Raw genomic sequence first — 20,155 nt, 5'->3', positions numbered from 1 at the left:
TCCGTAGGATGATAAGAGATGAAGCTGTTTAAAATGGACTATTGGCGTTCGGCCATTCTTCATGCTCCTTTTGAGCAGGTTATCCGGCAGAACAGTCTGGACGACATAGACATGACGTTCCTGCCGTCCTGTGGAAAGGATGGGTTTCTTGCAGATCCTTTTGGTCTATGGGACGGGGGACGCTTGCATGTTTTTGCTGAGTATTATGATTACAGCCAGGCCAAGGGTGTCATTGAGGTTCTCATTTACGATGAGTCCTTCGCCCTGCAGGAGCGTCGCTGTGTCCTGAGTGAGGATTGGCATCTCTCTTATCCCTATGTGTTCCGGCACGAGGGAGTGACCTACATGCTGCCGGAGGCCTACAAGTCCGGGCGTCTGACACTCTACAAGGCAACATCCTTTCCCTATGAGTGGCAGCGTGTGCCCATGTTCGACTTCCCCATTGGAGCGATTGACGCCACCCCACTTCATTATGCTGGACGCTGGTGGCTGTTCTGGACACCACCTGCCCCTAAACAGGCACGGCAGAGCACATTGCACATTGCTCTTGCAGAAGAGCTGACAGGCCCATGGTGCGATATGGGGCATTTTCTGATTGACCGCAGCGGTGCCCGTCCGGGAGGGACGCCGTTTGTTGAGGGCGATGAAGTGTTCCTGCCAGTGCAGGATTGTTCGGAGACATACGGCGGTGGCATCCGTCTGCTTCGGATCAGTGGCTTTGGTAAGGGAAGGCCGTCAATTTGCGGGGGAGATTCCGTCCCAGTGCATCTGCCGGAAATCAGGGACTATCCAGACGGCATGCATACTCTTTCTGCCGCTGGAGATGTAACGCTGGCGGATTTCAAGAAAATACGCCGCGGACTGGGACCTCTTCTCTTCAATATCAAGAGACAGATTTTGAAGTAAGATCGTGTTTCTCTTCATGCCGTTGTCAGAATGGGGCGGCATGAAGGGAAATGTCAGGGGTGACTCAGCAACTGCTCTGCGAGAGCTGCGTCAGCGGGTTTGTCAACATCGACAGCAGCCCGGCCGTCAGAGAGAGGGATAAGTCGTATTCTGGCGCCCGTAAGGGCATGTATGCGTTCTTCAAGCCTGTGGGAACTGAGCGTGCGCGTAAGGGTACGCAGAATGGTCGGCAGCCCCAGAATCATGGCCATGCGCAGAGGCTGTTTCCGGTAACGCTGAAGACGCTGCCAGAGCGCAACTACGGCTTTCGCCTGTGGAGTAGCTAGCCAGAAGAGATTGCAGCCTGAAAACTGAATATCTGCCAAGCGGATGTAGGTCCGCCTGGTCTGGGGTACGTCCCGCAGGATTGTCTCCTTCAAGGCGACACCGGCCGTCAGGTCGACATTGGCTGTCCGACTCTTTTCGATGAATTCCCTGACCCACTCCGGGCGGAGCAGAGCATGGTCTGCCGTCGTGACGAGGCAGGGCGTGCCGATGGCGTCGAGTGCCTGGGCAACACTTTCGCTTGGAGAGGGGGCAGACCGCAAAAGAGTGACGCGATCCCCCAAATGGCTCAATAGACCGGGCTGTTCGATACTGACCCATATTGGCCCGATTTCAGGAACCTGTTCAAGCGTATGGAGAACACGCTCAATCATGGGGCTGTTTGCAATGGGTAGCAATGCTTTGTGAGATACCTGCCCCATGCGGGCCAGAGGGTCACGCTCGCCGTCACGCGACCCGGCCAGTATCAGGACTGGAATGTTCATGCGCTCTTGGAAAGTTCTTCGTTCTTGGGAGCACGGGCAGGGTCCGGCCGGTCACGGGGAGGGGCACCTGTCCGCCGCATGACCCAAGGATAACGCTCTGCCTCTTCGACCGTGTAGCCCAGATTGAAGACATACGGGCTGCGGGGGCGTTCCTTGGCGGCCCGGTAAAAGGTACCCATCAGGCGATCTGGCAGATAGTTGGTGATGCCGTAATTGCCATCTTCATCGTGAAAATGGTGCAGGACATGGAGCTGCTTGATGTACACCACCCACTGCCAGCGGGGTTTGTAGGCCAGATGCTGGATGCAGTGGAAAAATTCATAGATGCAGGTCATGACCAGCGCTGTGGAGAGTGCTGAAAAAGCTCCACCCCAGCCGCCAATCAGCCAGCCTATGGGCATGGTGATGACCATCATGGTCGGAACTGTGTTCAGAGGAGAGCCGAACAGGACTTCGAGCAGATGGGGATCCTGGTGGTGGTCAAAATGGATACGCTTCCACATGGAGGCTGTGATGGGGTTCCGGTAGAACCAGCGTCCGTGCAGGATGTAACGGTGGATGATGTACCAGGCTGTCGGATAGACAGCGACAATGACGGGAATGGGGATGAGGACTCCCCACCAGCTGTGACGCAGATACAGGCTAAGTATGGCCGTACCGATAATCAGGGCAAAATAGAGCAGGATTGTCGGATAGGTAAGGTAAGCCGCCCATAACTGCGAAAGATTCATTTTTCCCAGATCATAACTCCTGCCTTTCTGCATGAGAGTCGTGCCCTGGAAAAATTGTTTGAACGTACTCATTTTTCCTCCATCCGCAGTATCCATGCCAGACCAAACAGGGCTGCCACGATCTGGCCCGAACTTATAGCGATTAATATGGGAAGGGAACCTGAATTTCCCAGAGCCGAGATCATGCCCTGTAGAATGACCACTCCCAGACCAGCCGCCATCACGTACACCGGCAACGGGTTCCGCAATCCCGCACGCGGCGGAATGTAGGTGATGGGCAGAGTGATGAGAAGCATCACCGCCATCTGCACCGGCAGCATCAGTGTAGCATATAATGCCATCAGATAATTTGACCTAGGTAAATTGGATGGCACTTTTCCCGAGAAAATTTTCCAGAACTGATGCGGGGTATAATACACGCCCTGCAATGTCATGTTGATGATCTCCTGCGGGGATGCCGTCAGGGTGGGAGGGGGCGGTTCGCTGCTCAGCTGAACCTGTGTCTGTTCGTTGGAAACGGTCAGCTGCCTGGCGATGCCATGGTTGACCCAGTGTCCTCCTTCATGGACCAGATTTTCATAATACTGGGCTGCGGTCAGGTTTCCGTTCTCGGCCTGACGACGGTAGAAGATGACCTTGGAAAGGTTTCTTCCACCATGGCTGATGGTTTCAACATGGATGATGTCTGTTCCGAGGCGGAACCACAGGCTGTGTAGATCGTCAGTGGCATTGGCCTGCGTTGCGCCTTCGTTCCACCAGCGGTTGAGTTCCTGCTCACAGGGGGGAATGACCCATAGTTGCACGGCCATGCAGATGACGCCAAGCAGGAGTGGAATGGGCAGAAGGTAGCGGAACATGTTGAGGGTAGAGAGCCCGGCTGCCCGCAGCACGGCAATCTCGCTGGAGAGTGCCATCTGAAGCAGCGTGAACAGGCCCCCGATCATGACCGAGAGGGGCATGATTTCAACGATGAGTGTTGGCAGGTGCAGGCCTATGTATCGGAACAGGCCACTAATCCCCAGATGCCTGTCCAGAATGGTGGAGGCATCATCCAGCAGGGCAAGAATCTCGAGCAGGGCTGTCAGCACGCCACAGCATAGGAGAATCTTTGTCAGAAGCGGCTTGAGAAAGACCTGAAGCAGGGTGGGATTGGAGGGCAGGACTCTCATGGTGACGTCCTGTTCAGGAGTACCGGTTTTCTGTGACGCCAGGAGACCTGGGAGCGTGCCAGCAGGGCTGCCGTGCAGCCAATGCAGAAGAGGAATTCGGGAACCCAGATTGTCAGCCAGACGGAGGCTTTTCCATTTGTGGCCATGCTGTGCCCAAAAAGGAGAACCTCATTGAAGCCGACCAGAATGATGGCGAGCATGATCTGCCCGACCACGGATCGGCGACGCTTGCGCCCGATGGCGAAAGCGATGGCAAGCAGTGGAATGAACATGATGCTGATGGCCCGTGCCAGACGGAAATCCATTTCGGAGCGGAGCACGATGTAGGAAATGCGTGGGGAGCCGTGGCGGAGGGCCTGGAACAGCTCGGGTGTGGTCATTTCCCGTTCATCATCACCACGGGATCGAAAAGCTTTTCGGCTTTTGCTGCGTTCGATGACACGGGCTATATGTTCAAAATGGGTAACGGTAGCATGGTCGTCAGGCACATCTGGTGTGTTAACGTGAATGACCTGCCCATCCCAGAGGTCGAGCTGGGTGGCCTGGTCCCGCTCAGAAATGGTCAGCAGCCCTCTGGGAGCCGTGATGAGCTCAGCTTTTCCATTATCCTTCAGATTGCGGATGAAGATGTTTTTCAGACGGGCCCCACCATGGTCGACACGGTCTGCTGTCAGCATGGTGGTGGAAGATGTTGAGGCGAACATGCCAGACTGAAGGTGGGGTGCCCAGCCCGTATGTTTGGCGAAATAGAATCCTTCCCGGTAGTCATATCGGGCAATCGGTTGAATGTAGCCGTACAGGAGCAGGCTGAGGGTGGCCAATATGGCCCCGACCTTGATGTAAGGCTGGCTGATGCGCAGCAGGGAAATATGGCCGGCACACAGCACGTCAATCTCGTTGTGATCGCTCATCCGGTTGACGGTCATGAAGATTGCGATGCAGAGGGCAGCCGGTAGCGCCAGTCCCATATAATGGGGCAGGAGATCGCTGAGAAGCGTGATCAGTGTGGCAATGGAGCTGCCGCTGCTGGCCAGATGGTTGAACAGCGTCAGCAGTCGCTCTAGCAGCAGGGCAACAAGCATCGTCCCCAATGCAATCGTGAAGGGGGGAATCAGCTGCTTCAGCAGGTAGCGATCCAGTGTTGGCAGGGTACTTCGTATCAACATGCAGGCTGCCTTGCCGAAATGCTGGAGAACCATTCCATGTGGGAAAAGGGGTGCCCCGTGTGGTCTCGGCGGATGAGCCTGATCTGCCATCCTTCTTCATGCGGGGTAAAGGTAAGATGGTTCCATGAGGCCCTGCGCTCGGGATTCTGGCTGTTCATGGCCGCAGCGCCGACCCCCAGAAGGGGTATGTCTGTCCCCTCGACGGTGGTTATGGTTGCATCGTGAGAGTGTCCGTGCAGGACCAGTTCTGCTCCATGGCGACGCAGGAGGCTGGACAGGGCTGGCGTGTTGATCAGGGATTTCCTGAAAGGCAGCAGCTTTTTGCGAGGGGGATGATGAAGCATGACAACCCGGCAGTATCCTTCTTCACCCAATTTCGCAAGAAGGCTTGCCAGTTTTTGGCGCTGTTTCCTGTCGATGCGTCCGTAGGCGGTAAAAGGAGGGGTTGGCAGAGCGGAGTTGAGCCCGATGACGGCGACCCTTCCGAAAAAACGGACAAAAGGAAAGGCACTGTCGGACCACGTTTCCCACTGTGCCAGGCTGTTCCTGTAAGAAATGGGTGCCATGAAGTCATGGTTGCCTGGTACGACGACGGGAGTGAGAGGCAAGGTGGACAGCCAGGCAGCCGCCTGACGATATTCTTCCTTCGTGCCGAAATTTGTTATGTCGCCGCTGATGAGCAGGGCAGAAAGTTCCTTGTGGGAGGCGATGTTTTCGAGCAGCTCGGCTGTGACGGATGGCAGCAGGACATGCTTCCGTCTGCTGACCCAGAGAATGCGGCTGAGCAGACGTTTGTTGAGGAAGGCAGACCATGCGATGGTGGGGGGAGGCAGATGCGGGTCTGACATATGGGCCAGACAGACAGAAAGGTCACGCCGGGAAGATGCAGTGGCGGACGGGTCGGAAAGCATTGTTGCACCATATCCATGAAGGGGCGGGTGATCTCTCAGGAGAAAAACTCCTTGCTGGCCCCCTTAGCATAGCCATGTTAAAGGGGTTCGGCCAGCGTATGAAATAGCCTGGCTTTTTATGTTTCTGGGCGGATGCGTGGTGGATAGATGCAGAAATTGATGAATGTCGTACAATCGGCCCTGATACATAACCCCAACAGCCGCAAAAATGCTCAGGACAAAGGGCAGTTTGTGCGAATGGCACGGCAAAAAATGGGGGATTTCTGCGTATCTGCTCTAAATGACAGCCATCTCCCTGCGCATCTGACTGAACTGAAAAGCCGGGGTGTGGATCTGATTGCCATCAGTGGGGGGGATGGTACGGTCAGTGCCTGTCTGACAGCGATTGCTTCTGTCTATCATGACTGTCCCCTGCCGTCCGTGGCCATTCTGCCTTCCGGCAATACCAATCTCATAGCCGGTGATGTCGGGTTCGGCCTGCATGGCGAGGCCGCCATTGATCGTCTGTTGCGCCCTGAAGGGCTGAAAAGCTGTATTAGGACGCCCATAAGATTGTCCTGGCCGGATGGAGAACGGCCTTCGGTACTGGGCATGTTTGGTGGCTGTACGGGATATGCCAGAGCTGTCCGTATCGCTCATTCGCCGAATGTCCTGAAATTTGCTCCGCATGATCTTGCTGTTTTCTTTACGCTCTTCAGCAGCATGGCGAGCCTTCTTTTCCGTCGCAGCCGCCATTCCTGGATGAATGGGGACAGGCTCTCCTGGTCGGCAGAGGGAACGGGATTGCCTGTGCCAGGCAGGGAGGGGCGCAGCTTCCTTTTCATGACGACAGCGCTGGAAAAACTGTCTCATGGCATCTGGCCATTCTGGAATGAAGATACCAGTAGGGACGGGTTCCATTTTCTTGATGTCCATGCGTTTCCTGAGGCGTTGCCGAAGGCCTGTTTCAACCTTCTGAGGGGGCGGGCACCGGAATGGCTGCGGGCACACAAGGATTACACGAGCGCTACTGCCCGGGCGATGCAGCTTGAAACAGACAGTGATTTTGTTCTGGATGGTGAGGTCTTTCCAGTTTCTGCCGGTGGCCGCCTGAAACTGGAAGAAGGACCGGCCTTTCGGTTTGTCCATGTCTGACATCATCAGGAAGACGCTCATCAATGAGCTGACAACGCCCGTAGCTGAAGAGCTCGCCCAGTTTGCAGAGGCTGTTGCCAGCCGGCTGCGCAGGCCGCCGCTCGGTGTCCTATTTTATGGATCGGTTCTCCGCAAGGTTGATCCCGAGGGGATCGTTGATTTCTATGTCATCACAGACCGGCCGGAAAGTCTGGGTGGACATGCCTTGGCCCGTATGGCCAATCGTCTTCTTCCCCCCAATGTCTATTACATGGAACATGAGGTAGAGGGGCGGACCATACGGGCAAAAGTTGCCTTTCTGTCCATAGCGCAGTTTCTCGGGCGCAGTACGCTTTTTACAGTGGATACGACCATATGGGCCCGCTTCTGCCAGCCGGTGCGTCTGGTCTGGGTACGTGATGCTGGAAGTGCTGATCGTCTTTTACAGGCCATTAGCCAATGTGTGGTTACGGCATCCTGCTGGGCGGCCTTGCTGGGACCTGAGCAGGGCAGGGCGGACGTATACTGGCACGATCTGTTTGCCCATACCTACGCTGCCGAGCTGCGTGTGGAAAAGAAGGGACGCAGCCACAACCTTCTGGCAGGAAGAGAAGAGCGATACGAAATCCTGCTGAAAGCAGCCTGGAGGCAGGCCTCCCTGAGCTATGCTGCGCAGGGAGACGTTCTGCTTCCCCAGCTTACGGCTTCAGCGAGAGACAAGGCAACACGGGACTGGGGAAGGGTGAAAGCCTTTGGGAAGCCGTTGAACGTGGCACGTCTCATCAAGGCAGCGTTTACGTTCAGGGATGGGGTGAGCTATCTGCTGTGGAAAATACAGCGGCACACGGGACAGACGATCCACGTATCGGTTTTTGAGAAAAGGCACCCTATTTTGACCCTGCCGCTTTTTCTTTGGCGGGCCCGGCATCTCCGGTCAGGGAGATCATGACAACGGCCTGATGGGGATGCTTATCAAAAGAAAAGCCCCCAAAGCGGAATCATGATCCTGCTTTGGGGGCTTCGGCCTGTCGGGCGGGATCAGACCAGCTTCAGTTCCTTGGCGATGGTGCCGAATGTCTCTACAGCCCGGTCAATTTCGGCAGCAGAATGTGCCGCCATGACAGAGCAGCGCAGCAACGGCCTGTTGTCCGGCGTTGCCGGAGGCAGGGAGAGATTGACATAGACTCCGGCATCAAGGAGTGCGTTCCAGAAGGTAATGGCCTGCGGAATATCTTCCAGCGTGACGGCAATGACCGGGGAGACGAAGCTGCTCGTGTTCAGTCCGACAGACTTGAATCCCTGATGCAGTCGGGCTGCATTATCTTGCAGTTTCTGGCGCAGATCAGGACGGTTCTGGATTTCCTCGAGAGCCGCCAGGGTTGCTGCGATGATTTCAGGTGGCAGCGAGGCTGTGAACATGTAGGGGCGGGAGCAGAGGCGCATGAGATCAATTTCATCATGATCCGTTACGCAATATCCCCCGACCGTCCCGAGAGATTTGGAGAACGTTCCGACGATAAAGTCGATATCGTCCTCACAGCCCTGCATTTCTGCAACGCCACGGCCATGCTCGCCCAGCACACCAAAAGAATGGGCCTCATCTACCATCAGGGGAATGTTGTGGCGCTTCTTGACCTCGACGAACTCCTTGAGGGGAGCGATGTTCCCCGTCATGGAGTAGATGCCTTCAGCGATGATCAGGCGGGCCCCGGTCGTTTTGGCTGTTCTGGCGACACGCTTCTCCAGGTCCGCCGGGTCATTGTGCCGGAAGCGGATGACCTGTGCCCCAGAAAGGCGGGCTCCATCATAGATGGAAGCATGGCTGTCAGCATCGAGAAAAAGGATGTCATCCTTGTTCACGAGGGCTGAAATCGTCCCCAGATTGGCCTGGTATCCTGTCGAGAACACCATGGCGTGTTTTTTTCTGAAAACGGACGTTAGAGCCTTTTCCAACTGCTGATGCAGTTCGAACGTACCATTGGCAATGCGGGAGCCTGTAGTGCCCACGCCCATGGTTTTGGCCGTATGGATGGCTGCGTCCCGTGCTGCGGTGGATTGGCTGAGACCAAGGTAATTGTTGGTACCGAAGAGAAGGGTTTCCCGCCCCTCGATGATACCGACCGTAGCGGAAAGAGGGCGCTCTATCACGACGCCAAAAGGATTCCTCGGGCTTGCAGCCATGAGGGAGTCGTAATTTCCCTTCAGAGTGGCGTATTTGTCAAAAATGCCAGCGCTCATGCCTGTTCTGCCTTGATGGTATGCAGACAGGAAGCGAGATCTTTTATGGTACGGATGTCTGCAAGCTTGTCGAGAGGGACGGAGACATCAAGCATATCCTCAATCTCCATCACAAAATTCATGACGGCGAGACTGTCGAAGGCCAAGTCTTCCACGATCCGACTGTCTTCGGAAATGTCGCGTGGCACTTTCGGGTTTTCCAGAAGTTTCTGGAGAATCATGTGAGAGATATCAGCAACACTGTCTGTCATGTCTTGTCCCTTCGTGACCAAGCGAAGAAGGAAGACCAGCATGACCTTCCTTCTCATATTTGGGAATGGCCTCTTCAGCTCTCAGGCGAATTCCTTGTTGAGGTACATGGCCCTGGCACGAGCCCGGGTCAACTTCCCCGATGAGGTCTGGGGCAGAGACCGTGGCGGCACCAGCACCACATCCACATCAATACCATGTAGACGGCGGAACAGGGCAACCAGTTCTTCTTTCAGTCTGCTACGGGGTTCTTCTTCCGTGTAGCGACACTGGACCAGCGCCACAACCCGCTCTCCCTGGCCATCTTCAACCGAGAAGACGGCGACATCACGGGAACGGAGAGAGTCGACTTCATGCTCTGCGGCCCATTCCAGGTCCTGCGGCCAGATGTTTCGGGCATTGATGATGATGAGATCCTTGGCACGCCCGGTAATGACGATCTGGTTATCAAGCATGTAGCCGATATCGCCAGTATTCAGCCACCCATCCCCGGAGAAGGCCTTTGCCGTTTCGTCCGGGCGGTTGAAATAGCCTTTCATCAGGCTGGGGCCGCGGACATGGACGGTGCCAACCTGACGTTCCTTCAGTGCCTTGCCGGAACCGTCACGCACTTCGATCTGATGTCCGGGCAGGCAGACGCCACACAGCACGAAGTCACGTGCTGTATCGGTACCTTTCTCAGCCGGCTGAGCATAATCTTCCCGTTCCATGATGGAGAGGTCGACCGTATCTGTACGCAGCCCGGTGTTGAGCGGGGCAAAGCTGATGGCCAGAGTTGTTTCGGCCATGCCATAGCTGGCGACGAAGGCCTTTTCATCAAAGCCACGTTTGGCAAAAGTCTCGGCGAAATTGTGGATGATGTGCGGGCGGATCATGTCACCGCCGATGCCGGCCACACGCCATGAGGAAAGATCAATATCCTCCCGGGCGCCACGGCGGGCGCAGAGCTCGTAGCCAAAGGAAGGACTGTAGGACATGGTTGCCTTGTTGCGGGCAATCAGCTCCAGCCAGATATGCGGACGGCGTGCAAACTCCCGTGTGGGCAGGAGATCGACAGAAAGCTGGCAGGTCATGGGCGTCAGGAAAAAACCGACAAGCCCCATGTCATGATAAAGCGGCAGCCATGAGACGCAACGGTCATCCCGCTCATCAGAGCTGGGATAGACTTGGAGACCATGACGGGCAATGGCGTGAGCATTGGCCATTCCGGCTTTCTGCGTCACACTGATGCCCATGGGAAAGCGAGTGCTGCCCGATGAAAACTGGAGGTAGGAGAGAGCATCCTCACTGATTTCCGGCAGCGGAATATCCTTTTCCTCACAGGCTGTCAGTTCAGCCGGGGACCCGCCAAAGAGAAGGGAAAAACCAGCGACGATATCGGCTGTCCAGTCACCGATGACCTTGGGGACGACAACGGCTCTGGCATCCGCACTTGTGATCATGCCACGCAGTGTCTCGATGTACCCTTCCTTGCCACCAAAAGCGACAGGGAGGGGCAGGGGGGCGGGGACGAGACCGGCATACTGGCAACCGAAGAAAATGCGGGCGAAATCACCGTCACTTTCCGCAACAATGGCCACCCTGTCTCCCGGCTCCAGTCCAAGGCCGAGCAGGCGGCGGGCCATGGCATGGGCCTGCTGTCGCAGCTTGCTGTAGGGGAGGACTTCCAGCAGGGTTCCCCGTCCAGAATAGATATTGAAGCCACTGGCCCCCTGTGCTGCGTAGTCAAGGGCAGCGGGGAAGCTGGGGAAGTCTCCATAGCGGCGCTCGATGCCGGAGCGGCTCGGGGTGATGGAGAGTGTGGGAGTGGGTTTCTGATTGGCCTCGGTCAAACCTGGACTAGCTCCGTTTGGACCATCGGACTGAACATCCTGAGGCCCCTGCGAAATCAAAAAAACTTGACCCCTGTTCATAGGGTAAAGACCACTCTGCGCCCGCAGAGCAGTAATGCTGTGCCCTGTCTCTAATACAGAACACCCCTCTGCCTCAAGCATATGTCATGATTTTCACCGACAAAATTGCTGCCCTCTGGCGGGAGGCTTTGTCTTCCTTCCTGAAAACTGGGAGAAAAGCCCGGAAAACAGGGAAAAAACGGTATGGGATTTTATCATTAAATAATAATTTCTAAGGAAGATATTTCCTGTAAGATCAGGGCGCCTGATCTTGGACAGCATGAGAATGAGAGGCCAGAGAGATGCATTTCTGCAAGCAGACAAGTGCCCGTCTGACGGTGGATCTTGCCGCTATCAGGAGGAACCATGCGTGGTTGGCGGAGTGCGTACGGGGTGCGGAATGTGCTGCTGTGGTCAAGGCTGATGCTTATGGGCTGGGTGTGCGGGAGATTGCCTCCAGTCTTGCTGACAGGGTCCAGACCTTTTTTGTGGCCCAGCCGGAGGAAGGATGCCAGCTGCGGAGACTGCTGCCGGACAAGAGGATTTTCGTGCTGCATGGCTTCCTGACAGGGCAGCCGGAAACGATGGTGGAGCATGGTCTGATCCCGGTTCTGAACAGTTTGGAGCAGGTAAGGCAGTGGCGGGCTTTCTGTCATGGGGAGGGGCGGGATCATCCGGCGGCTCTTCAGTTCGACACGGGCATGTCCCGTTTCGGGGTTTCGAAAGATGACCTTCGCGCCGAGGTTCTGAGAGGGTTGAAGCCGGTTCTCGTCATGAGCCATCTGGCCTGTGCTGACCAGCCGGATGACCCTGCCAACAGGGAGCAGCTTCAGCGTTTTCTGGCCATGAGTGCAGTTTTTCCTGATGTGCCTCGGTCATTGGCGGCTTCTTCCGGCATTTTCCTGGGAGCTGACTATCATTTCGAGATGGTTCGCCCCGGTATTGCGCTTTATGGCATTCCGCCGCATGGGGAGAGCTGCCCACTCGTGCCAGCCATTGGGCTTGAGGCTCAGATATTGCAGGTCAGGACTGTCGAGGCAGGGGGGAGTATCGGGTATGGCCTGACCTATCGTGCAGAGCGGCCCAGGCGTGTGGCGACTGTTGGTATTGGCTATGCCGATGGCATCTTCCGTTCTTTTGCCCGGGATGGTGCCTTATGGTGGGGAGATAGACGTCTGCCTGTTCTCGGGCGGATTTCCATGGATAGTCTTTCCATTGATGTTACGGAGCTGCCGGATGAGGTTGCCCGGGAGGGTGTATGGCTGACACTCATCGGGCCGCAGCAGGATATTGCTACGATGGCCGAATGTGTGGGTACGATCGGTTATGAGGTGCTGACGTCTCTGGGCTACAGGTTTGATCGTTTTTATAATGGTTCGTGCCGGTAATTGTCTGTCAGTTTCTGATCTGTTGATGGCCAAGAACAGAACTGGGTAATGGTATGGGCTGGATCAGCCCAATGCACTATATGGTCGCAGCATGGGATGCACATTGCCATTGGGTTCTGTGAGGTCATATGATTGTGGCGTCATGGATGTTTGATACGTTGAATTTGCTGGTATGTATGGCTGGTCGTTAGATTATCTGGTTGGTTTTAACATATATGAGTTTGCATAATCTTTATTATGCGATTTTCTTTTGTGAAGGGAACTCCCACAAGATTTCTGTCGCTGCTATAAGACAACCCATGACTGACAGATTATTTGATATCCTTCCAGCCAGATATAAAAACCCGAAGACTGAATTTCTTGGGCATCCCAAAGGTTTGTGGGTTCTGTTCTGGACGGAAGGCTGGCTCTCCTTTGCCCAATACGGGATGCTTTCCATATTGGTGGTGTATCTGAAGGACATCCTGCAGCACACAGACCGGGCCCGGCATATTCTGGGCCTACCGTCCCTTCTGTCCATCAATGATAGCCTGTACGCCCCCAGTGGTCTGGACGCCACAGCTGGCAGTCTTTCGGGCCTCATCATGGCGGTCATATTTGCAGCTCCATTTGTGGGAAGTTTCATGGCAGATCACGGCCTTGGCCGGACGCGTTCTGCTGTCATTGGCATCAGTCTGCTGACAGTCAGTTTTACCCTCATGATGGCGGAAAGCTGTTTTGTTCTGGCCCTGTGGCTCTTTTTGGCAGGTGTTGCTTTGTCCGGCAGCCTGAAGGCGCAGGTTGGAGCGCTATATACGTTGGAAGACCGTAGACGTTCTGATGCTTATCAGCTTTACAGCCAGAGCATACAGATCATGGCCATCATCTCTCCCCTTCTCTGCGCCTTTCTGGGAACCATTGCCTGGCGTTGGGCTTTCATGGCAACAGCTTGTGCGATGATGATGGGGTTGGCTGGTTATCTCATGGGGTGTCGCTATCTCCCAGAAGAAACGGCCTCCTTTGCTGTTGGCAAGGATATCCGGCCAGTCGGTTGCACGGTGGTGGAAAAGAAACGGATTGTCTTTCTGCTCTGGCTGGTAGGCCTGTTTGCCCTTGGAGTTCTTCCCAATCAGGAAATCATGGATGGTTATCTTCTCTGGGGCAGTGATCATTATCGCCTGACTGTCATGGGCATTACGTGTCCCGTCAGTACGCTGGTTTCATTGGATAGCGTCATCAGCATGATTACGGGATTTCTGGTCCTGTGGTTCTGGCGCTGGTATGATCACCGCCGTGGCCGCCCCGTACATGACATGACAAAGATCATCATTGGTAGCGCCATTGCGACAGCTGGGCCGTTATTCCTGATCGCAGGAGAATATGTCTGCCCCGCCCCTCATCAGATCAGCCTCTGGTGGGGTGTGGCCTTCCATACTGTCAATGACATTGGCTGCGGGATGACTTTTCCTATCGGAATGGCCCTCTTCTCCCGTTATGCACCTGCACGGCACAGTACGACACTGATTTCCTGCTTTACATTGCATATTTTTCTAGGAAACCTGATGGTCGGCAAGCTGGCAGGGATGCTGCACCAGATCCCTGATGCGCTTTTCTGGTCGCTTCATTCAGGCGCTGCTTTCCTGTCTACGCTCGGCCTGATGGCCTCCAGCAGGATTGGCAGCCGCCTGTTTCTGGCAGGTTCTTCCCACGGCTGAAAAAGTCAGCGTTTTTCCACGATAGGCGAAATGATGAAACCGGCTTCATGGGCTGGAGAGATGGTGTTGCCTTCTCTGGTAATGACCACGTTGGCTCCGAGAGAGCCCTTCAGCCTCATGTCATGCCGCTTCATGATCTGACGCTTCACGATGGGAAAGGCTTGCAGAAGCCTGTCAAAATCAGCTTTTGGAATGGCCAGCATGTGGGAAAATTGCAGGGAGCGGACCGTATTATGCGCTCTCTGTCCCTGAATATGGCTGTTGGCGCCAATCAGGTCCCCTGCTCCCAGCATGACTTCCTGGGTTTCCGTGCTGGTGGATGTTTCTACAAGGCCTGCCACCTGCGCATAGATCGTGCGGATGCGCTCGCCTTTGCGGATCAGTATCTCCCCTGGCGAGAGGAAACAGATGAAGACCCGGCCTGCCAGTTCATGAAGGGCTGCATCTGGAACCCCGTTGAAGGCAGGGAAAGACCTCAGACGCTGCTCAATGCCACTGCGCAGGTTGAAGCGTAACGGCGTGTCCAGCCGATTCCTCTGTCGTTCGATCGACTTATGAAGCTCCCGATGCAGTTCCTGCGAGATGAGGTTGTCCTTTGCCAGAGTGGCATATTCTTCATCTTCCAGACGAAGGGCTATCTGGCGCAACAGACGTCCCTCCAGCGCTTCTGAATAGCCGGAATAATGCAGCCTCAGTGTTGCCAGGGCATCATCCAGCAGTTTGCGCTGCCGTCCCAGCACTTCAGACACGATTTCCGTAATACGGAGTCCCAGAGTGGGTTCCATGCGTTCCCGGACAAAGCGTATCAGGGATGTGGAAACCAGATGGGAAATGATCAGCGTTTCAAAACGCTCCATCATGCAGGCGGTCAGCGGGCGATCAATATGAAAGCGCCTGTGCAGCATCTGTGCCAGGCGGAGACGCCAGGAAGGCTGAAGACTCTTGCGGCGTGTCTTGACGTAGCCATACCGTCCCTCCAGCTGGGTGGCATCCACGATGGCCTCTGTAGCGCGCAGCAGGGTCTCGATCACCCGACGGCTGGACATTCCCTGAACCCGGAAAAGGTCCAGCAGCAGGGTCCGCTCCTGGTTGGCAATGGTCAGCAGGGCCATGTTGACGCGATCTTTGTCGGTCAGTGCTGTCTCAAAATTGTTGCTGGCTTTTTCCTTTTCAGCACGCTGTTCAAGCCGGCTGATGACCCCGCCCCGTGTCCGGGCACCAAAACTGAGTTCATCAGACACATGGGCCACACGCTGAGCCACATGGCTGAGACCGATACCGATGATCTGGTTTCGCAGGGCTTCATCAATGGGGGACAGCCTGTCGAGCTTCAGGAAAAGAACCAGAGAGCGTAGCGTCGTGCCATTGATGAGAAGTGTGGTCAGTACAAATCCGGTAGCTACGATCCCGACAAAATGGGTGATGGAATCGTTGATGTGTGGGTTTTCATTGACAGCAAGTGCCAGCGCCAGCGTGATGGCGCCACGCAGGCCACCCCAGGCCATGGTGGTCTTGAAGCGTAATGGAACAGGTGGCGACAGTCTGGTGAGGATCAGGAGAGGAAGGAGGCCGAAGATGACGGCTGCTCTGGCGATCAGCCCTGCCAGACTGGCAATGAAGATCAGCAGAAGGTCCCACTTCGTCATGCCGATCATCATACGGGGGACAAGCATGGCCGCTAGCATGAAGACGAGCGTACTGGCCCAGAACTCGATCTGCTCCCACAATTCCCGGAGAAAGCGCCACGTCTGGGGACGGAAGGTGGATGGACCAAAAGCCGAAATGGTCAGACCGGCAGAGGCCGTGGCGACCACACCGGAAAACCCGAGGATATCGTCACAGAGGATGTAAACCCCATAGGGCAGCACGAGGGAGAGTGTGATCTCAGCTGCGGGGAATCCGCTGATGGCAGTAATCATGATGAGGGCCAGTCGGGCGACTGACACACCGATGATGACGGCTCCGGCAAAGTTGGTCAGAAAATCTATGCAGGCTTCACTGAAACTGATCTGGTGATGGGCGGTGATGGCCGATACCAGGATGGTGAAAATGGCAATGGCCGCTGCATCGTTCAGCAGGGCTTCCCCTTCCACAAGGCGGCTTAGGCGGGCCGCTGCGCCGATCTCACGGAAAATGCTGGCCACGGCAGAGGGATCTGTCGTGGCCACGATGGCCCCCAGCAGGAGGCAGGCAACGAGGCTCTGCTGTGCAAAGGGATAGAGGGCAAAGCCAATAGTCGCTGTGGAGACAATGACAGCCACGATGGCCAGCAGCAGCACCGTGGCGATTTCATGGGTCAGACTGCGGACATTGATCCCCATGGCCCCCTGAAAGACCAGGAGTGGCAGGAAGATGAGCAGGAAGCCCTCACTGCTGATGGGGAATGACAGGAGAGCCCCTGCCGGTCCTTCCAGCAGGTCCAGCCCCATGGAATTGTTGACGAGAGAGGACGCTGCCCCCAGCCCTATCCCCAATACGGCAATGATGACCGTTTCAGGCAGGTTGATCTTCTTGGCCAGGGGCGGAATGAAGCTGATGAGAAAAAGGAGGAAAACCAGGGTCAGAAGTACAGCTGCCAGCCCTATTTCCATCTGATATCCCCTTTTTTCACCCTCTGATCACGCTGCCCGGAGAGTAAGCGCAAAACCCCTGTCAGGCAAGCCTTGCAGGGGGTTATTACCTGCTTTCCACCTTTCTGAAGCATTAACGGGGCGTCGTCGTTACTCCACGGTAACGGACTTGGCCAGATTGCGGGGCTGGTCCACGTCCGTACCTTTCAGCAGGGCAACTTCGTAGGCCAGAATCTGTACCGGAATGGTGTAGAGGATGGGCGCCACGAAGGCACTGACATCCGGCAGGATGACCATGTGTTCTGCAATGTCTTTCAGCCGTTCAGCCCCCTTCTCATCAGTAAAGACAAGAATGCGTCCCCCACGGGCCCGGGCTTCCTGAAGGTTGGAAAGTGTTTTGTCAAACAGGATGGTGGAAGGTGCGATCGCCACGACAGGAACACTGGGGTCGATCAGGCTGATGGGACCATGTTTCAACTCTCCAGCGGCATAGGCTTCTGCATGGATGTAGCTGATTTCCTTGAGCTTCAGCGCCCCTTCCTGGGCAACAGGCATGCAGATTCCACGTCCCAGATAGAGGACGTCCCTGGCCTGGGCAATCACCCGTGCCATGGTGCGTATCTGGTCGAACAGGCCCAGAACTTCCATGGCATGGGATGGAAGGTCCAGCAGGTTGTCTGTCAGCTCCCGTTCCCGTTTTTCATCCAGCAGGTTGCGCTGGCGGGCAAAATCGATGGTCAGGGCAGCAAGCACGGCAAGCTGGGCCGTAAATGCCTTGGTGGAGGCAACTGATATTTCTGGTCCGGCTACCATGCCCAGAACCAGATCACTCTCCCGGCCCATGGTGGAATGTTCCACGTTCAGGATGGAGACGATGCTCTGCCCAGCCGTCTTGAGCTCCCTCAGCACCCCGAGTGTATCGGCTGTTTCACCGGACTGGGATATGAGCAGTGCCAGCCCCTTGTCAGGCTGTGGCGGGTTCCGGTAGCGCAGCTCGGAGGCCACATCAATATCAACCGGCAGCCGGGCCAGCTCTTCAAGCCAGTAGCGGCCGACCATGCCAGCATAAAAAGCTGAACCGCAGGCCGTGATCGTAGCACGGGACAGCGTACTGGCATCAAATGGCATATCTGGCAGAGCAATGCGGCGTGTGACAGGGTCGATGATGCGCTGGAGCGTCTGGCCAATGGCTACGGGATGTTCATGGAGTTCCTTCTCCATGAAATGCCGGTACCCATCCTTGCCAATCTGCCCTGTTGTCAGGGAGGCTGTCTGGATCGGCCGCTCAACAGCCCTGCCCTGCCCGTCCAGAATCTCGACATGCTCCCGTGTCAGCACGCACCAGTCCCCATCTTCAAGATAGGATATCTGGCTGGAGAGCGGTGCCAGGGCGAGACTGTCCGACCCGAGGAACATCTCCCCTTCGCCGTAGCCAATAGCCAGAGGAGCGCCATGACGGGCCCCGATGAGGAGATTGTCATGTCCCTCAAAGATCATGGCAATGGCATAAGCACCCTGGAGCTGACGGATGGTTGCAAAAGCAGCTTCCTTGGGAGGCAGACCGTTCTGGATATGCTCATCCAGCAGATGGGCAACGGCTTCTGAATCCGTTTCAGTCTCGAAGGTACGCCCCCCGGCTTCAAGGGTTTTCTTCAGGTCTGAAAAATTCTCGATGATACCGTTATGAACAATCGCCACTTTTCCGACCCTGTGCGGGTGGGCATTGTTGGTGGTTGGTGCTCCGTGGGTTGCCCAACGGGTATGGCCAATACCTGTGGTACCGGAAAGGGGTGTTTCCTCCAGAGCCTTGGCCAGATTATCCAGCTTTCCGGCAGCCCGGCAACGTGCGAGCCGACCATGCTCCACGGTCGCAATGCCGGAAGAATCATAACCACGATATTCCAGCCGACGGAGCCCTTCAAATACGATCGGAGTAGCAGGACGGTGTCCGACGACGCCACAAATACCACACATCAGCCCTGTTCCTTCTTCTTCCGCAGTGCCTGCTGGAGAGCCTTCCCCTTGCCTGCCTTATTGTCCTGCCGTGTCCGCCCGAATGCAAGGGCCTCGGCGGGAACGTCCTGCGTGATGACACTGCCTGCCGCTGTCATGGCCTCATCGCCAATCTGGATGGGGGCCACCATGATGGTATTGGACCCTATGAAGCAGCCTTCCCCAATAACGGTTCCGTGTTTGAAGACGCCATCATAATTGCAGGTTATGCTGCCAGCGCCAATATTGCTCCCCGCACCTATCTGGCTGTCCCCCAGATAGCTGAGATGATTTGCCTTGCTTCCGGCCCCCAGAGTCGTGTTTTTGAGTTCCACGAAATTGCCGACGTGGCTGCCTTCATGGCAGACAGTGCCAGGACGCAGCCGGGCATAAGGGCCAATCACGACGCCCTGCTTCACAACACATCCTTCCAGATGAGAAAAGGCACGGATTACGCAACCTTCTTCGAGAGTGACGCCAGGCCCAATGAACACGTTGGGTTCGATCACCACATCGGCAGAAATGATGGTATCAGGGTCGAAAAAGACGCTGGATGGATCAATTAGGGTGGCGCCCTGTTGCAATGCTTTCTGGCGCAGACGCTGTTGGAGCCGTGCTTCGGCCTCTGCCAGCTCGGCCCGGGAGTTGATGCCGGCCAGCTCGTCCTCCGTCCCCTCGACGCAGCTTACTCGTCCTTGCTGGGCTGCGAGAGCGACGATATCCGTCAGATAATACTCGTTCTGGGCATTTTCGGGGGTGATGCGGCTCAACCAGTCTTTCAGCTGCGCAACCTCAGCACACATCATGCCTGCATTGCAGAGTGTAATGCGCCTTTCGGCGTCGGAAGCATCCTTGAACTCGACGATCCGTTCCACCTGCCCATCGGGGCCTGTCACAATCCGCCCATAATGCCCGGGTACAGCAGGGCGCATTCCCAACAGGGACAGTACGTTCTCCTGTTCTCCCTGGGCATCCAGCAGGCGCTGCATGGTATCGGCTGTCAGGAGTGGGTTATCAGCATAAAGTATGACAGCCCGTCCCTCTTCCAACCCATCCATGCCTGTTTTTGCGGCGTGTCCCGTACCCAGACGTTCATGCTGGATGACAGTTGTGTGGGGAGATACCTGCCGGGCCAGATCATCCATTCCCGGGCCGATGACGACCACAATGCGGTCCACGACCTGCCGGGCTGTTTCGATCAGATGCCAGATCATGGGGCGGTTTCCCAGACGCTGCATGGCCTTGGGATACCGGGACTTCATGCGTGTTCCTATACCGGCAGCCAGAATGATGGCAGTAGTCATGGAACTCATAGATCAGGCCTCCC

16 protein-coding genes are annotated in these 20,155 nt (G+C 55.9%); 5 read left to right on the top strand and 11 right to left on the bottom strand.

The window, feature by feature from the left end; genetic code table 11:
* The first annotated feature begins 18 nt into the window (after positions 1-18).
* Positions 19-906, top strand: a complete 888-nt coding sequence (locus ASO19_RS05190; protein WP_043560078.1) for a glucosamine inositolphosphorylceramide transferase family protein — start codon at positions 19-21, stop codon at positions 904-906.
* Between the two features lie 53 nt (positions 907-959).
* On the opposite strand, the gene ASO19_RS05185 is transcribed toward ASO19_RS05190, so the two are convergent.
* Genes ASO19_RS05185 through ASO19_RS05165 form a run of 5 tightly spaced genes read right to left on the bottom strand, consistent with a single transcriptional unit; the run spans position 960 to position 5,692 of the window.
* Positions 960-1,715: a nucleotidyltransferase family protein gene (locus ASO19_RS05185; protein WP_103765547.1), complete on the bottom strand. Its 756-nt coding sequence runs from the start codon at positions 1,713-1,715 to the stop codon at positions 960-962.
* Positions 1,712-2,518, bottom strand: coding sequence for a sterol desaturase family protein (locus tag ASO19_RS05180; RefSeq protein WP_043560082.1), 807 nt, complete (start codon positions 2,516-2,518; stop codon positions 1,712-1,714). Before ASO19_RS05180 ends, ASO19_RS05185 begins: the two co-directional genes overlap by 4 nt.
* Positions 2,515-3,615, bottom strand: coding sequence for an LptF/LptG family permease (locus ASO19_RS05175; protein WP_052349056.1), 1,101 nt, complete (start codon positions 3,613-3,615; stop codon positions 2,515-2,517). Before ASO19_RS05175 ends, ASO19_RS05180 begins: the two co-directional genes overlap by 4 nt.
* Entirely contained in the window at positions 3,612-4,781 is a 1,170-nt protein-coding gene (locus ASO19_RS05170; RefSeq protein ID WP_081563172.1) for an LptF/LptG family permease, read from the bottom strand. The genes ASO19_RS05175 and ASO19_RS05170 overlap by 4 nt, the downstream gene beginning before the upstream one ends.
* Positions 4,775-5,692, bottom strand: a complete 918-nt coding sequence (locus ASO19_RS05165) for a metallophosphoesterase family protein (RefSeq protein WP_086431406.1) — start codon at positions 5,690-5,692, stop codon at positions 4,775-4,777. Before ASO19_RS05165 ends, ASO19_RS05170 begins: the two co-directional genes overlap by 7 nt.
* Before the next feature lie 147 nt (positions 5,693-5,839).
* Here ASO19_RS05165 and ASO19_RS05160 point away from each other — a divergent pair, with 147 nt between their 5' ends.
* Positions 5,840-6,826, top strand: coding sequence for a diacylglycerol/lipid kinase family protein (locus ASO19_RS05160; RefSeq protein ID WP_248460666.1), 987 nt, complete (start codon positions 5,840-5,842; stop codon positions 6,824-6,826).
* Positions 6,819-7,754, top strand: coding sequence for a hypothetical protein (locus ASO19_RS05155; protein WP_103765546.1), 936 nt, complete (start codon positions 6,819-6,821; stop codon positions 7,752-7,754). Before ASO19_RS05160 ends, ASO19_RS05155 begins: the two co-directional genes overlap by 8 nt.
* Before the next feature lie 89 nt (positions 7,755-7,843).
* Here ASO19_RS05155 and spt read toward each other — a convergent pair whose 3' ends face one another.
* The 3 genes from spt to ASO19_RS05140 all read right to left on the bottom strand — a co-directional run bounded on the left by spt (position 7,844) and on the right by ASO19_RS05140 (position 11,124).
* The gene (spt, locus tag ASO19_RS05150) at positions 7,844-9,043 is read right to left on the bottom strand and encodes a serine palmitoyltransferase (protein WP_103765545.1); all 1,200 of its coding nucleotides are present in this window, start codon (positions 9,041-9,043) and stop codon (positions 7,844-7,846) included.
* Positions 9,040-9,294: an acyl carrier protein gene (locus ASO19_RS05145; protein ID WP_043561221.1), complete on the bottom strand. Its 255-nt coding sequence runs from the start codon at positions 9,292-9,294 to the stop codon at positions 9,040-9,042. Before ASO19_RS05145 ends, spt begins: the two co-directional genes overlap by 4 nt.
* A gap of 81 nt (positions 9,295-9,375) precedes the next feature.
* Entirely contained in the window at positions 9,376-11,124 is a 1,749-nt protein-coding gene (locus ASO19_RS05140; RefSeq protein WP_043560091.1) for a fatty acyl-AMP ligase, read from the bottom strand.
* 362 nt (positions 11,125-11,486) lie between these two features.
* On the opposite strand from ASO19_RS05140, the gene alr reads away from it, so the two are divergent.
* Together alr and ASO19_RS05130 are read left to right on the top strand one after the other, a co-directional pair.
* Entirely contained in the window at positions 11,487-12,572 is a 1,086-nt protein-coding gene (alr, locus tag ASO19_RS05135; RefSeq protein WP_103765544.1) for an alanine racemase, read from the top strand.
* 299 nt (positions 12,573-12,871) lie between these two features.
* Positions 12,872-14,266: a peptide MFS transporter gene (locus ASO19_RS05130; protein WP_181005201.1), complete on the top strand. Its 1,395-nt coding sequence runs from the start codon at positions 12,872-12,874 to the stop codon at positions 14,264-14,266.
* 5 nt (positions 14,267-14,271) lie between these two features.
* Here the strand turns inward: ASO19_RS05130 and ASO19_RS05125 are convergent, their stop codons facing one another.
* From ASO19_RS05125 to glmU, 3 genes are all read right to left on the bottom strand, one after another.
* Positions 14,272-16,857 (bottom strand): cation:proton antiporter, encoded by a 2,586-nt coding sequence (locus tag ASO19_RS05125; protein ID WP_043560096.1) that lies wholly within the window; start codon positions 16,855-16,857, stop codon positions 14,272-14,274.
* A gap of 129 nt (positions 16,858-16,986) precedes the next feature.
* Positions 16,987-18,810: a glutamine--fructose-6-phosphate transaminase (isomerizing) gene (gene glmS, locus ASO19_RS05120; RefSeq protein ID WP_043560099.1), complete on the bottom strand. Its 1,824-nt coding sequence runs from the start codon at positions 18,808-18,810 to the stop codon at positions 16,987-16,989.
* Entirely contained in the window at positions 18,810-20,141 is a 1,332-nt protein-coding gene (gene glmU / locus ASO19_RS05115; protein WP_103765542.1) for a bifunctional UDP-N-acetylglucosamine diphosphorylase/glucosamine-1-phosphate N-acetyltransferase GlmU, read from the bottom strand. The genes glmS and glmU overlap by 1 nt, the downstream gene beginning before the upstream one ends.
* Positions 20,142-20,155: the final 14 nt, after the last annotated feature.

Source organism: Parasaccharibacter apium (assembly GCF_002917995.1).
Classification (GTDB): Bacteria; Pseudomonadota; Alphaproteobacteria; order Acetobacterales; family Acetobacteraceae; genus Bombella; species Bombella apis.
Note: the sequence above shows the minus strand (reverse complement) of the source record. Positions and strands in the feature narration are given on the sequence as shown.